At 66.5% G+C, this 12,788-nt stretch carries 13 protein-coding genes; 6 read left to right on the top strand and 7 right to left on the bottom strand.

Annotation, left to right across the window (positions count from 1 at the left end; translation table 11 throughout):
* Positions 1 to 107 precede the first annotated feature (107 nt).
* From AKN84_RS43245 to AKN84_RS43225, 5 genes are all read right to left on the bottom strand, one after another.
* Complete coding sequence (locus tag AKN84_RS43245; RefSeq protein ID WP_050426429.1) at positions 108 to 290, bottom strand: hypothetical protein; 183 nt, start codon at positions 288 to 290, stop codon at positions 108 to 110.
* Between the two features lie 7 nt (positions 291 to 297).
* Positions 298 to 1,461, bottom strand: a complete 1,164-nt coding sequence (locus AKN84_RS43240; protein ID WP_050426428.1) for a PepSY-associated TM helix domain-containing protein — start codon at positions 1,459 to 1,461, stop codon at positions 298 to 300.
* A 239-nt stretch (positions 1,462 to 1,700) separates the two neighbouring features.
* Positions 1,701 to 2,906 carry an NAD(P)/FAD-dependent oxidoreductase gene (locus tag AKN84_RS43235; protein WP_050426427.1) on the bottom strand — a complete coding sequence of 402 codons (1,206 nt, stop codon included), beginning with the start codon at positions 2,904 to 2,906 and terminating at the stop codon, positions 1,701 to 1,703.
* A gap of 106 nt (positions 2,907 to 3,012) precedes the next feature.
* Positions 3,013 to 3,348, bottom strand: coding sequence for a hypothetical protein (locus AKN84_RS43230; RefSeq protein ID WP_050426426.1), 336 nt, complete (start codon positions 3,346 to 3,348; stop codon positions 3,013 to 3,015).
* Between the two features lie 97 nt (positions 3,349 to 3,445).
* Positions 3,446 to 4,393, bottom strand: coding sequence for a helix-turn-helix transcriptional regulator (locus AKN84_RS43225; RefSeq protein ID WP_050426425.1), 948 nt, complete (start codon positions 4,391 to 4,393; stop codon positions 3,446 to 3,448).
* A 286-nt stretch (positions 4,394 to 4,679) separates the two neighbouring features.
* On the opposite strand from AKN84_RS43225, the gene AKN84_RS43220 reads away from it, so the two are divergent.
* The 3 genes from AKN84_RS43220 (at position 4,680) to AKN84_RS43210 (ending at position 7,777) form a co-directional block, all read left to right on the top strand.
* Positions 4,680 to 5,264 carry an RrF2 family transcriptional regulator gene (locus AKN84_RS43220; protein WP_050426424.1) on the top strand — a complete coding sequence of 195 codons (585 nt, stop codon included), beginning with the start codon at positions 4,680 to 4,682 and terminating at the stop codon, positions 5,262 to 5,264.
* Positions 5,261 to 6,958, top strand: coding sequence for a PAS domain-containing sensor histidine kinase (locus AKN84_RS43215; RefSeq protein ID WP_050426423.1), 1,698 nt, complete (start codon positions 5,261 to 5,263; stop codon positions 6,956 to 6,958). The genes AKN84_RS43220 and AKN84_RS43215 overlap by 4 nt, the downstream gene beginning before the upstream one ends.
* 126 nt (positions 6,959 to 7,084) lie before the next feature.
* Positions 7,085 to 7,777, top strand: coding sequence for a response regulator transcription factor (locus tag AKN84_RS43210; RefSeq protein WP_050426422.1), 693 nt, complete (start codon positions 7,085 to 7,087; stop codon positions 7,775 to 7,777).
* Between the two features lie 18 nt (positions 7,778 to 7,795).
* On the opposite strand, the gene AKN84_RS48285 is transcribed toward AKN84_RS43210, so the two are convergent.
* Both AKN84_RS48285 and AKN84_RS43205 read right to left on the bottom strand, forming a co-directional pair.
* Positions 7,796 to 7,954, bottom strand: a complete 159-nt coding sequence (locus AKN84_RS48285) for a hypothetical protein (protein ID WP_167351905.1) — start codon at positions 7,952 to 7,954, stop codon at positions 7,796 to 7,798.
* 9 nt (positions 7,955 to 7,963) lie between these two features.
* Positions 7,964 to 8,197, bottom strand: a complete 234-nt coding sequence (locus AKN84_RS43205) for a DUF6894 family protein (RefSeq protein WP_050426421.1) — start codon at positions 8,195 to 8,197, stop codon at positions 7,964 to 7,966.
* 171 nt (positions 8,198 to 8,368) lie between these two features.
* Here AKN84_RS43205 and AKN84_RS43200 point away from each other — a divergent pair, with 171 nt between their 5' ends.
* The 3 genes from AKN84_RS43200 to AKN84_RS43190 are packed head-to-tail and all read left to right on the top strand — an operon-like array spanning position 8,369 to position 12,629.
* The gene (locus AKN84_RS43200) at positions 8,369 to 9,031 is read left to right on the top strand and encodes a TetR/AcrR family transcriptional regulator (protein WP_050426420.1); all 663 of its coding nucleotides are present in this window, start codon (positions 8,369 to 8,371) and stop codon (positions 9,029 to 9,031) included.
* Positions 9,028 to 11,709 (top strand): molybdopterin-dependent oxidoreductase, encoded by a 2,682-nt coding sequence (locus tag AKN84_RS43195; RefSeq protein ID WP_050426419.1) that lies wholly within the window; start codon positions 9,028 to 9,030, stop codon positions 11,707 to 11,709. Before AKN84_RS43200 ends, AKN84_RS43195 begins: the two co-directional genes overlap by 4 nt.
* Positions 11,706 to 12,629, top strand: a complete 924-nt coding sequence (locus AKN84_RS43190; protein ID WP_050426418.1) for an FAD binding domain-containing protein — start codon at positions 11,706 to 11,708, stop codon at positions 12,627 to 12,629. Before AKN84_RS43195 ends, AKN84_RS43190 begins: the two co-directional genes overlap by 4 nt.
* Positions 12,630 to 12,788 lie beyond the last annotated feature (159 nt).

Below are 12,788 nucleotides of genomic sequence, written 5' to 3'. Positions count from 1 at the left end.
GTTGCAGTCCCTCGTTAGAGCTGCGGCCCCTCACCCGATTTGCTCCGCAAATCGACCTCTCCCGATGGGGAGAGGTGAAGGCCGAGCTGCCTCTCGATCCCGCCCGGTCAATTCGGCCGGCGCCGCCAGACGAACAGTAGATAGAGCAGCACCGGCAGGCCGAGCGCCGCCCATGAGACGGCATCCCACCAGCCGTCGCCGACCAGCGCGCTGATCAAGCCCACCGTGCTCACGATCGCGATGACGAGCGGCGCGGCGAAGATCTGGGTCAATGAGCGGTGTGCGACCATGCTGATGTCACGACGTGAGCGCGGGGGTATCGATGGAGGCGGCATTGGCGATGGCGCGCTCCTGGCTCACGCCGGCCTTGCGTCGGCGCATCCACAGATACACGCCGGTCACCAGGATGAAGATGGTCAGGATGTCGAGCAGCGCCCAGACGATCTTGAGCGGCATGCCGCCATAGTCGCCGAAATGCAGCGGCTGCGAGATGTACAGCGTCGACACGTACCAGGGCATGTCGCGGCTGTCGGTCAGCGTGCCGGTTTCCGCATCGATCAGCGCGGGCTTCAAGAGCCGCGAGGTCAGCGGCGTATCGCCGTGCAGGAACACCGCGTAGTGGCTCTTGCTGCTGAACAGCGTGCCCGGGAAGGCGACGAAGCTCGGCGTCATGCCGGGCACCGCGTGCCGCGCCACCTCAACGGCGCCGTTCAGCGAGGTCAGCTTCGACGGCACCGGGCGGTCCTTGTACTGCGCGGTCATCTCGGCGAGCTGGCCGAACTGCCACATCTTGAGGACGAGATCGGCCCAGGTGTTGATGACGCCGGTGAAGCCGACCACCAGCGTCCAGGCGACCAGCAGGATGCCGGCGAGATTGTGCACGTCGAGCCAGCGCACGACGCGGGTGCGCTGCGCACGGTAGGCGCCGAAGCGCAGCTTCCGCATCGACGGCGCGTAGACCACGATGCCGGAAATGATCGCGACGCAGAACAGGATACCCATCAAGCCGAGGAACAGCTTGCCGGGCAGCCCTGCGAACATGTCGGTGTGCAGCTTCAGCATGATGTAGGTGAAGCGGCCGGTCACATCGGGGGAATCGAGGTAGGCGCCGCTATGCGTATCCATCCGGATCAGCAGGTTGTTGACCGGATTGGCATCGATCGTCGGGCCGACGCTGACCCAGATCGCGCCGGGCTCGTCACGATCCCAGATCAGGAAGTGCGGCACCTTGCCAGGCGCCTGTGCGAGCGCGTTGACCAGCAGATGATCCAGATTGGCCGGCGGCGTGCCGGCCGGCGCCTCGGCCGGCTTGACCGAACTGTGCAGGAGATCATCGATCTCGTCGTGGAAGATCAGCGGCAGGCCGGTGATGCACAGCAGCAGCATGAACAATGTGCAGATCAGGCTGGTCCATTTGTGGACGGCGCCCCATCGCCGCAGGGATTTGGTCGTCGCAGTCAACGTCGCTACCTAATTCCGGAGTCTCCATTCTTGCCTAACACGATGCAGCAAGCGCGCAGCCGCGCGGCGATTAGAACTCGTCCAGTGTTGAACTTATCGCTCGCCGTGTTGCGATCGCGCAACGAGGGCCGCCGGGACCTGCGACGATGCGTCCCGTCTTTCGGCGCTGTCGTTAGGATGGTTCTAAATGGAATGGTCGGCCGCGCCCTGTGCAAGGCGCGGCCGACGACGAACGAGTCTCAGAGATCGATGACGCGCTCCGGATCGGCGGCTGCGAGCGCTGCCGCCCGCTCGGCGCGCGGCGGATAGATCCAGACGGTGTTGATCTCACGCTTGGTCTTCTTGGCGACATCGCCGACCAGCTCGACCTTGCGCTCCCAGCCGCGGGTGAACAGCGCGCCGGCCTCGCCGAGGTCGAGGCAGGTGACGTAGACCTTCTGATGATACGGCCTGGTCGGGACGCCGAGCAGCTCGGCCGCGGCATTGTTGCCGGCGAAGGCGCCCATCCGCGTCGCGTGCTGGCACGACATCAGCGCATAGTTGCCGACGTCGTCGCATGCGGCCCGCGCCGCATCGCCGGTAGCGAACACACCTGCGACCGACGGCACGCGCAGATCGCGGTCGACCAGCAGCCGGCCCAAATTGTCGCGCTCGGCCGGGATCTGCTGGGTCAGCGGCGCGGCGCGAAGGCCGGCCGACCACACCACGGTCGCGGCCTCGATATGCTCGCCATCGGAGAGCGTGACGCCGGACTTGCTGATCTCGGCGACGCCGGCGCCGAACCGACCCTCGACCCCGAGCTTGCGCATCGCGTCCTCGATGACCGGGCGTGCATCCGCACTCATGTCATGCGCGATCGCAGCGCCGCGATCGACGATGACGACGCGGGGCTTCGCGTCCTTGCCGAGGATGTCCCGCAAGCGCGCCGGCATCTCGGTCGCCGCCTCGATGCCGGTGAAGCCGCCGCCGGCAACGACGACAGTGTCGCGCGCCACTGATGCCGGCTGCCTGGCGAGGCCGTGCAGATGCTGGTCGAGCGCGATCGCGTCCTCGAGACTGGCGACACTGAAGCCGTGCTCGGCAAGGCCGGGCACGTTCGGACGAAACAGCTGGCTGCCGGTCGCCACCACCAGCCGGTCGTAGGGCAGCGTCTTGCGCGCATCCCTGGCGGTGACGATCTGCACGGTGCGCGCCGCGGTGTCGATCGCCTCGGCGCTGCCCTGCACATAGACGACGTCGATCGCGTTGAAGATGTCGAGCAGCGGCGCGGTCAGCGTTTCCGGCTTCGGCTCGTAGAGCCGCGGGCGGACCACGAGGGTCGGCTGCGGCGCGACCAGCGCGATCTCGAATTCCTCGGGCGATACGCCCTGGATGTCGCGCAGGCGGGCTGCAGAGAGTGCGGCATACATGCCGGCAAAGCCGGCGCCGATGATGACCAGTCTCATATAATATCTCCTTGGGGTTGGCAGTCTCTGATGTCCGCGCGTCGCCGCCGCTGATGGGTCTTGCGGCGATCACGGCGCGAATGGGTGAAGCAAATGCGGCGACCGCCTATCGGCGCTCGGCGCAGCCCGACACGAACGGCGTCCGCACGGCCGTCTCGCAAGCTGGACGACACGCGCGAGAGGCGAGCGAGCCGCCGCGGCGGAAGGCGATCGGTTGGACCGCGGCCGCGAGCCAGTCCCCGTCGACGATCGGGGCACTGTCGTTGATCATGACCGAGGTGATGGGGTTGGCACCCTGAAACGCCTGTGCCGAAGCATCCGCGTCTGCACTCGTTGCCGACGTAAAGCGAACGGTCAGCGTCAGCCCGTACATGAGCGCAGTCGCCACAATCCGCCGTCGGCGCGTGATTGCAAGAGAACTGCCGAAATCCTTCCAAACCATCGCTTGTCTCCGTTGTTGGCATGGGCGCCACGGTGATCTAGCGAATGGGGCTTGGGAGCGCCCCAGAGCGATTGCCCGACCTGAAGAGCGATTGCGGCTACCGCAGCCGCCGCCGCCAATCGCTCGGGGTTTCGCCGGTCAGCTTGCGGAACGCGGCGGCAAATGCGGTCTGCGAGCCGTAGCCGAGCGCCGCGGCAACCGAGACGACGGATGCATCGGTGTCGCGCAGCATGTTCATGGCCTGCTCGAGCCGGTGCTGGCGCAACCAGGCATGCGGCGAGAGCCCGGTGCTTTCCTTGAAGGCGCGGCAGAAGTGAAAGCGCGACAGGCCGACATCTGTTGCCAATGCCGCGAGCGAGACGTCGGCTTCGCTGTCCGAGCGCAACCGCTCGATGGCACGGCGCAGCGCCTGCGGCGCCAACCCGCCGCCAACCGGCCGGACCGGTGCCGGCGCGCCGGTGTGCGCCGCCAGCAGCCGCGTGGCCAGAAGATCCGTCAGTTGCTGCCTGAACAGTGCATCGAGGGCCTCGTTGCCCTGCAGCACATCCGCCGCACTCAACAGCAAGCGGGACGTAATGGGGTCAGGATGCGCCGTCCGCTCCAGCAGATCAGTCGATGGGGCGTCGGCTTCATCGGCGACGCGCGCGAGCGTCGTCCGTGGAAGATAGAGCTGAACGACGTCGACGGGCTTCGGAATATCCCATCGGGAGCTTGATCCCTCGGGAATGATGATCACGACCCCGGGGCGAAACGTGCCGATCGCGACCGACCGTCCCGACCGGCGCTCCATGCGCTGCATCGTTCCGTTGTAGGCCATGATCACGTGGTGGCTCATCGGCTCGACGACGTCGTGCAGCGGCTCGTGTTTCCAGTGGGCGATCCCGCCGCCGGCGGCATCCAAAGCCATGCGAAACGGAGTGGTGCCGAGCACGCGCGCCATCTCCACATCGGCGGCACGATGCTCGGTACTCGGCTGGTTGGCCTGACGCGCCTCGGACGAGGGCGACAAATTCTCTGGGGCATCACGCAACAGCGGCTCGGTCATGATATCGGGCTCGTTTTCGGAGCAGGAAACGTTCGATCGAAGCGACTGCCACGTCCGTCAAACGGCCGATATCGTGCGCGAGGATAGGTTGCCTGTACCGAGGGCTAGGTCGACCGGACCGCGCACGCCGAGGGAATGCCACGCATACGCCGGAATGCGTCGTCGCTTCAGCAACTTAGGGCGGCGTCGACACATCGCTGTCATCACAGTGTCGTGGATCCGCATAACTCGGACAAATGCTATCCGCGTATTGCATGACACAACTCGGACTGCTACAGTCCGCGTTATGGCACACGTCACCGTGAGCGTCGAATACGGCATCCATTGCCTGCTGTGGCTGGTCGGCTCCGGCGACAAGCCGTTGAGCAGCCGTGACCTCGCCGAGTTGCAGGGCATTTCGCCGAGCTTCGTTGCCAAGATATTTCCGAAGCTGGAGAAGGCCGGCATCGTGAAGGCATCCGAAGGCGCCAGAGGCGGATATGTGCTTGCGAAGGCGCCGAAGCAGATCAGCTTCCTGGACATCGTCGATGCCATCGAGGGCGATAAGCCGCTGTTCGATTGCCAGGATGTCCGGTTGCGATGTCAATTGTTCGGCGCAAAACCGCCGACATGGGCCGCTAAGGGAACGTGCGCGGTTCACGCCGTAATGCTTCGCGCGGAGAAGGCCATGCGCGACGCCCTGGCCGACCAGACCCTCGCCGACGTTGCGCAGCGTTTCGGGCGTGTCGCACCGGCAGCGTTCTTCGGGGACGTCCAGGACTGGATCAGCGACCGCGTCAAGGATCGCCCCCGAAGATCCGCCCCGACCGATGATCCCAACAAGTCGCCGAAGCGACGACCGCGCAGGTCGAAGCGGGAGGGCGGCCCATGACAGGCACATCGCGTTTCGCTGAGGACTTCGGCTTCGCCCTGTCGGGCTGCGGTGTCGGACTGCTGCTGACTGGGTCGACGCTTGGGCTGAACGGCCTCTGGGCTGCCGTCGCAGCGTGTTGCTGCCTTCTCGTCGGCATCTGCTGCATCTGGTCCGGACGCCGGCGGGCGGCGAAGCACACAGACAAGGCCGAGCAGGCCCTGCGCATCATCGAAAGCATGCCGGCGCTCGCATGGTCGACCGATGCCCGCGGCAAGTTTCTCTATATGAGCCGTCGCATCAGGACCCTCACGGGGCTCTCCAAGAAGGAGCTGTCGCCGCTTGGGCGCGACACGTTCGGCGTGAGAAACCTCGTTCATCCCGATGACTATGATCGCCTCGTGGCCGCGTGGCAGCACAGCCTCGCGACCGGCGATCACTATGATCTGGAGCATCGCATTGCGCTGGCAGACGGCGTCTATCGCTGGTTCCGCAATTTCGCATCGCCCGAACGAGATCAGGACGGGCGCATCGCCGCCTGGTACGGCACCACTATCGATGTCGACGACGAGAAGCAGGCCAAGGCAGCCCTGCTCGAACGCGAACAGCAACTTTCCCGGCTGGTCGATTCGGTGCCCGGCCTGATCTGGAGCCTGGCTCCGGACGGCGAACCCACTTACTTCAACAAGCGAATGGTGCAATTCACGGGGCTGTCGATTGACCAGTTGAGCCATCTCGACGCTGGACGGCTCGCCGCGACGATCAGCATCATCGTGCATCCGGATGACGCGGTCGTCGTCACCGACGCGGTTCGCGGTGCGATCGTGACCGGCGAGCCGTTCTCGTTGAAGCACCGGCTTCGTCGCGCGGACGGCGTGCATCGCTGGGTGGAGGCCCGCGCGGCGCCGATGCGCAATGCTGAAGGTGTCGTGGTGCAATGGTACGGGATCTGTCTCGATATCGAAGATCAAGTCCAGGCGCAGGATGAGCTGCGGCGAACCCGGGACACCCTGGGACGCGCAAGCCAGGCGGCCAGCCTGGCGGAGCTCTCGGCTTCGATCGCCCACGAGGTCAATCAGCCCCTCGCCGCGATCGTCGCCAATTCGCACGCATGCCAACGGTGGCTGGCCGCGGATGCGCCTAATGTCGAACGCGCGCAACTGATCGTTACGCGCATCATTCGCGACGCCAATGCAGCCGCGGACGTGGTCAGCCGCATTCGCGCGCTGTTCAAACAATCGACGCAAGAGAAGAGACGCGCGACGCTCGGCGAAATCATCGCGGAAGCGCGTGATCTGATGATCGACGCCGCACGGCAGAGCGGCGTCAGCGTCGCGATGCAGATCGAGGCCGGCCTGCCCGCCGTGGTCTGCGACCGGATCCAGATCCAGCAGGTTTTGATCAATCTCATACGCAATGCGATCGAGGCCATGGAGGGTCTCGGAGACGCCAAGTCGCTTGCCATCCGCGCGCGCAGATCGGGCGGCAGCGTGCGGATCGAGATCAGCGATCGCGGTCCCGGGGTGGAATCGCCGGACCGGATATTCGAGGCGTTCGTCACGACGAAGACGGACGGCATGGGAATGGGGCTCGCAATCTGCCGCTCCATTGTCGAAACCCATGGCGGCCGGCTGTGGACGGAGACCGGCCCGGCCGGCGAGACAACGTTCACGTTCACGCTGCCGGCGGAGGCCGACGAGGCCGTGGCAGTGTGATGATCGCGCATCGAACGTCGGTTACCGCCGTCGTTGGTGACGGCCCAAAGATGCTGGAGCGGATGCTGGAGCAACAGTTCGAATCGGGGAACTGGCGCGTGGCGCGAGTTCGATGAGGAGGGAAATATGACACATGAACTCGAGACGTCGCAGAACCCCGCTTCGGGTTGGATGCGGCCAAAGGATGAGGCCGAGCAGCCTCTTGTCATCATCGTGGACGACGATCCGGCGGTTCGCGAAGCCGTGCAGGAACTGATGTTGTCGGCCGGTATGGAGTGCGCCTGCTTTGCCTCGCCACAAGACCTGTTCGCAGCAAGCGTATGGGAGCGGCCCGGATGCCTGATTCTCGACGTTCGGATGCCGGGATCGAGCGGTCTCGATCTGCAGCTTCATCTCGCAGCAAGCGGCAGGCGCAAGCCGATCGTGTTCCTGACCGGCCACGGCGACATCCCGATGACGGTACAGGCCATGAAGGCCGGCGCCATCGACTTTCTGACCAAGCCGGTGCGCGATCAAACCCTGCTGGATGCGGTGACCGCCGGGATCAGGAAGGATCTCGCGCAACGCGCCGATGAGAGGATCGCCGAGCGCAATGTCCGACGGCTGGAATCGCTTTCTCCGCGCGAACGCCGGGTGCTCTACGAGGTTGCGCGCGGCCGCGTGAACAAGCAGATCGCCTTCGATCTCGGCATCAGCGAAGTGACTGTCAAGCTGCACCGCGCCAACGTGATGCGCAAGATGCAGGCGAGCTCGATCGGCGATCTGGTTCGCACCTGGGAATCCCTGCCGGCCCCGATGCGCGAGTCCTGCGCGGCCTAGCCGGGATCGGGTCTGCGTTCAGCCGGCTGCCGCGGCGTGCTTGGCGCGCCATTTGGGGCCCGGCCCGCGCATGTAGTGGAGCTCGGGGCGGTAGGGATCGCGAATGCGCGCGATCAGATTCTGCCAGCCGGTCGCGATCGCGTTCAGGCTGCGGCAAAGAGGCAGCAATGACGGCATGGCTGCCTCTCAGTGCGCTTTGCCGAGAACGAATGCGAAGGGCAGGATGACGATCTCCTCGCCGTCCTCGTCGCTGACATGCACGGCCCAATCGCGCCAATCTTCCAGACTGACCGTCGCGACCAGCGAGCGCATCATGCTGGTCGCCGCCTCGCAGGCCTCGGTGAGGCTGGTCACCGAGGTGCCGCGGCGATCCATCAATACGCCGCGCGTATTCGAGCAATGGAAATAGACCTGTGTCATGTCCGTATCCTCGCAAGCGCCGGGCGATCGGGCTCGCCCTTGCATGACGAAGCTTTACGCAGCCGGGACGCGACCTTCCGTGACGCGTCTCACACAGGCGCAAGGCGGCCCGGCGGGCCGCCTCACCAAATCGCGATTTGACAATTCTCCTACATTTGTCAAAATCGTCAAATGGGACCGAAAACCCGCATCCTCGATGCCACCATGCTGGTGTTCCGCCGGCACGGCTTTCGCCGTTCCTCGATCGAGCAGGTCGCGGAGGCGGCCGGCCTGACGCGGCAGGCGCTCTATCATCATTTCGAATCCAAGGAAGCGCTGTTCCGGGCCGTGATCGAGCGCATCCATGAATCCGCGATCGCAGCCGAGGAGACCGCCGTTACAGATGCCGAGGCGGCAGGCGGCAATCTCGGCGACATCCTTGCCGCGGGCATGACCGCGCGGATGTCGACCATGATCGGATCGCTGGACGGCTCGCCGCATCTCGAGGAACTGTATTCCGAACACCTCGTGCACGCCCGCGACCTCTACCAGACCTACGCGGCACGCTATGCGGAGCGCATGGTCGCGACCATCACGCGCACCGCACGCCGGCAGCAGCTTGCGCTGCCGCAGGAGCTGTCGCCGGCCGAATTCGCGCGGCTGGTTGAAATGTCGATCTACGCAGCGAAGTCGCAATACCCGGCGATGCAGCCGGCGGACGCGTTCCTGAAAGACATGGCGATCATGGTGCGGACGCTCTGCGCCGGCGCCGTACCGAAATCCGAGAAGCCGCCCATCAAGAAGGCGGCACCCCCAAAGAAGCCGACACGCAGGACAACTGGAGGACAGTCATGACCACGACGACCGTCAACGGCCGCGTCGAATCCCTGCCCGATGATCCCGATGCCCTCTTGATCGACATCGTGCGCGACCAGCTCAAGCTCACCGGCACCAAGCTCGTCTGCGGTGCCGGCGTCTGCGGCGCCTGCACGGTGCTGGTCGACGGCGCGCCGGTGGCAAGCTGTCTGATGCCGGCGCGGGCCGCAGCCGGCAAGGCGGTGACGACGGTGGAGGGCATCGGCGCCGCCAGGCTGCATCCGGTGCAGAAGGCGTTCATGGCGCATGACGCCCTGCAATGCGGCTTCTGCACGCCGGGCTTCATCGTGGAGGCGACCGCGTTCTGCGACCAATGGCGCGCGACCAAGGGGACGGCCGTGCCGTCGCGCGAGGAGATCGGCGCGGCGCTGTCGGGCCACCTCTGCCGCTGCGGCGCCTATGACGGGATCTTCCGCGCGGTGGCGGACGCCTGCGCCGGACGCTTCGACGGCGACAATGTCGCAGCGCCCCGCATCGAGGCGCGCGACAAGGTGACGGGCGCGGCGAAATACACCGTCGACATCAATCATGACGGCCAGCTCGAAGGCCTGATCCTGCGCTCGCGCGAGGCGCATGCCCGCATCACCGTGCTCGACCTCGCGCCGGCGCGCGCGCTCGCCGGCGTCACTGCGGTGTCGCTGCTCGGCGACGACCGCATCGTGCGCTTTGTCGGCGAGCCGATCGCGGCAGTCGCCGCGCGCGACCGCAAGTCGGCGCTGGCCGCGCTCGCCGCGATCAAGCTGAGCTACGAAAAGCTGCCCGCGGTGGTCGGGCTCGACGCCGGGCGCAAGGACGGCGCGCCCGTCGTGTTCGACAAAGCGAGCCGCAAGCGGGCCGGCAACGTTTCGGAAGCGGCCGGCGGGCCGGCGCCGTGGAAGCAGAACATCCGCGGCCCGACCGCGGTGTTCGCGACCCGCGCCAAGAAGGCGCGCAGCTGGGTCGACGAGGCACGCCAGGCGAGCAACAAGCTGCTCGTCGAAGCAACGTTCCGCACCGCCACGCAGCAGCATGCATGTCTCGAACCGCACGCCGCGGTGGCCCGCTTCGACGGCGACCGGCTCACCCTGCACGCCTCGACCCAGCAGGTGTTTCACCTGAAGGAGCAGATCGCAAAGCGCTACAAGCTCGATCACGACAAGGTCCGGGTGATCGCCGATCACGTCGGCGGCGGCTTCGGATCGAAGGCGAGCCTGGGTACCGAGACGATCGCCGCCATCGAGCTGGCGCGCGAGGCGAAGGCGCCGGTGCGGGTTGCCTACGATCGGCAAGAGGAGCTCTCGGTCGCCGGCTATCGGCCGGCCGCGGAGCTGAAGGTCGCGCTGCTGCCCTCCGACCAGGGCGGCCTGAAAGCACTCTCCGTCACCGCGCATGCCGATACGGGGGCCGCGACCAATTCGACCATCGCGGGCCTGGCGCGGCTGATCTATCCGGCCGAGGCCAAGGACCTGTCCGATTTCGACGTCATCAGCAATCTGCCACCCGGCGCCGCCTTCCGCGGCCCGGGCGGACCGCCGATGGCGTTCGCGGTAGAGCAATCGATCGACGAGGCCGCGCTGCGGCTCAAGGTCGATCCGATCGCCCTGCGCAAGCGCTGGGATCCCGATCCCAACCGCCAGCGGCTGTACGACTGGGCCTCCGGGCTCGAGATCTGGCGCAATCGCAAGCCGCAACAGACCGGGCGCTATCGCGGCGGCATCGGCGTCGCCACCGGCTACTGGCTCTATCTCTGGCAGCCCAACGTGAAGGTCGAGGTCGCGGTCAAGGGCGGCCGCATCGTCGCCAGCACCGCGACGCAGGACATCGGCACCGGCACCCGCAGCGTGCTCGCCGACACGATTGCGCGCGAGTTCGATCTCGAACCCTCTGATATCGATGTGCGGATCGGCGATTCATCGCTGCCTGAAGGGCCGGGCTCCGGCGGCAGCCGAGTCACCGCCTCGGTGATGCCGCCGACCTTGCAGGCGGTCCGGAAACTGAAGGCTCAAATCCTCGAACAGGCGACACGAAAGCCAGCGCCCGGCTCGAACGCGCCCTGGCGCGAGCTGATCGCGCGTTCGTCCGACATCGCTGTCGTGGAGACGCGCGGCGAGGACGGCAAGAACACCGCGCCCGGCATCCGCTCGCCGCTGCGCGAAGTCGGCCTGATCGGCATGGTGTTCGGCTGGATGATGCGCCGCTTCTCCAACATCGCGGTCGGCGCCGGTGTGCCGAGTTCGGTGCAGGTCATCGAGGTCGAAGTCGACACCTGGCTCGGCCATGTCCGTGTGCTCAACGTCCATACCGGCATCGCGGTCGGCAAGATCGCTTCTCCCGCGCTCGCGCGCAGCCAGGCCTGCGGCGCTGTGATCCAGGGCCTCGGCTACGCGCTCTACGAGGCGCGCGAGCTCGATCCGAAGACCGGCGACGTTCTCACCGCGGGGATGGAGGACTATCGCATCCCGGGCATCGCCGACACGCCGGAGATCGATGTGCATTTCGACGAGGCCGGCTTCGATCATGTGCTCGGCAACAGCGTCGGTATCGGCGAGGCCTCGACGGTGCCGACCTCGGCCGCGGTCGCCAACGCGATCCACGACGCGATCGGCGTCCGCCTCACCGAGATTCCGATCCGGCCCGACCGCATCGTCGCCGCGCTGAAAGGGAGGGACGCCGCATGAGCGCCGCAACTGCACTGGCAATGTCCGGACCCGAATTCCGTGCCGCCGGCACCGACCTGTCGGAGCGCCGCCGCAGCGGCCTGTCGTGTGGAGAGGTCATCGATCTCACCGCCAGTCCCGATACGATCGGAATTGCGTGGGGCGCGGACGGCGCGGCGCGGATCGGCGCCCTGACCGCGATCGCTGCAATCGCATCCGACGCCCGGCTCGCCCAGGCCTATCCCGGCATCGCCGCTGCCGCGCAGGGCCTTGCCACGCCGCAGATCCGGCATATGGCGACGCTCGGCGGCAACCTCGCCCAGCGCTCGCGCTGCTGGTACTTCCGCAATCCGCAGATCGCCTGCCTCAAGAAGGGCGGCTCCGACTGTCCGGCGCGATCCGGCAACCACCTCTATCACGTCGCGTTCGATCTCGGCCCCTGCGTCGCGCCGCATCCGTCGACGATGGCGATGGCGCTGATGGCCTATGATGCGAAGGTCACCACCGACCGGCGCAGCGGATTGTCGATTACCGACCTGCTCGGCGACGGCAGCAATGGCGCGGCCGACAATCTGCTCGCACCGGGCGAGCAAATCGAGCGGATCGAGCTCCCTGCTCCGCTGGCCGGCGAGCGCGCGCTCTACAAGCGCGCCATCAGCCGCTCCTATGCAGAATGGCCGCTGGTCGAGATCTGCGTGCGGGCCGTGACATCGGCTGGCACGTTCCAGCAGGTCCACATCACGGCGGGCGGCATTGCTCCGGTCCCGCTGCGTCTCAAAGCAAGTGAGGCGGCACTACAGGGGAAACCGGCCGATGCGGCGACCATCGCGCAAGCCGCTGCGCTGGCAACAGCGGGGGCCAAGCCGCTCCCGATGACGGGTTACAAGCTCGAGCTGCTGACCGGCCTGGTGCGCGACGTGGTCGAGCGGATCGCGACGTAGCGCGTGAGGAAGTTAGGTCGAAGAGCGACGGCGCTGCGCTCCCTCGCCCCGTTCTTACGGGGAGAGGGTTGGGGTGAGGGGCTGTCTCCGCGTAGACGCTGATAGTTGCATGTGCGGAGACTCCCCCTCACCCGGAACGCATCTGAGATGCGTTCCGAC

The organism is Bradyrhizobium tropiciagri (assembly GCF_001189845.1).
GTDB classification, from domain to species: Bacteria; Pseudomonadota; Alphaproteobacteria; order Rhizobiales; family Xanthobacteraceae; genus Bradyrhizobium; species Bradyrhizobium tropiciagri.
The sequence above is the reverse complement of the archived record's forward strand: the minus strand, read 5'-3'. Positions and strand labels throughout refer to the sequence as shown.

Bases quoted from the DNA above. Each gene is read 5' to 3' on its own strand.
- AKN84_RS43245 (WP_050426429.1), bottom strand. From the start codon at position 290: ATGGTCGCACACCGCTCATTGACCCAGATCTTCGCCGCGCCGCTCGTC.
- AKN84_RS43235 (WP_050426427.1), bottom strand. From the start codon at position 2,906: ATGAGACTGGTCATCATCGGCGCCGGCTTTGCCGGCATGTATGCCGCA.
- AKN84_RS43230 (WP_050426426.1), bottom strand. From the start codon at position 3,348: ATGGTTTGGAAGGATTTCGGCAGTTCTCTTGCAATCACGCGCCGACGG.
- AKN84_RS43225 (WP_050426425.1), bottom strand. From the start codon at position 4,393: ATGACCGAGCCGCTGTTGCGTGATGCCCCAGAGAATTTGTCGCCCTCG.
- AKN84_RS43220 (WP_050426424.1), top strand. From the start codon at position 4,680: ATGGCACACGTCACCGTGAGCGTCGAATACGGCATCCATTGCCTGCTG.
- AKN84_RS43215 (WP_050426423.1), top strand. From the start codon at position 5,261: ATGACAGGCACATCGCGTTTCGCTGAGGACTTCGGCTTCGCCCTGTCG.
- AKN84_RS43210 (WP_050426422.1), top strand. From the start codon at position 7,085: ATGACACATGAACTCGAGACGTCGCAGAACCCCGCTTCGGGTTGGATG.
- AKN84_RS48285 (WP_167351905.1), bottom strand. From the start codon at position 7,954: ATGCCGTCATTGCTGCCTCTTTGCCGCAGCCTGAACGCGATCGCGACC.
- AKN84_RS43205 (WP_050426421.1), bottom strand. From the start codon at position 8,197: ATGACACAGGTCTATTTCCATTGCTCGAATACGCGCGGCGTATTGATG.
- AKN84_RS43200 (WP_050426420.1), top strand. From the start codon at position 8,369: ATGGGACCGAAAACCCGCATCCTCGATGCCACCATGCTGGTGTTCCGC.
- AKN84_RS43195 (WP_050426419.1), top strand. From the start codon at position 9,028: ATGACCACGACGACCGTCAACGGCCGCGTCGAATCCCTGCCCGATGAT.
- AKN84_RS43190 (WP_050426418.1), top strand. From the start codon at position 11,706: ATGAGCGCCGCAACTGCACTGGCAATGTCCGGACCCGAATTCCGTGCC.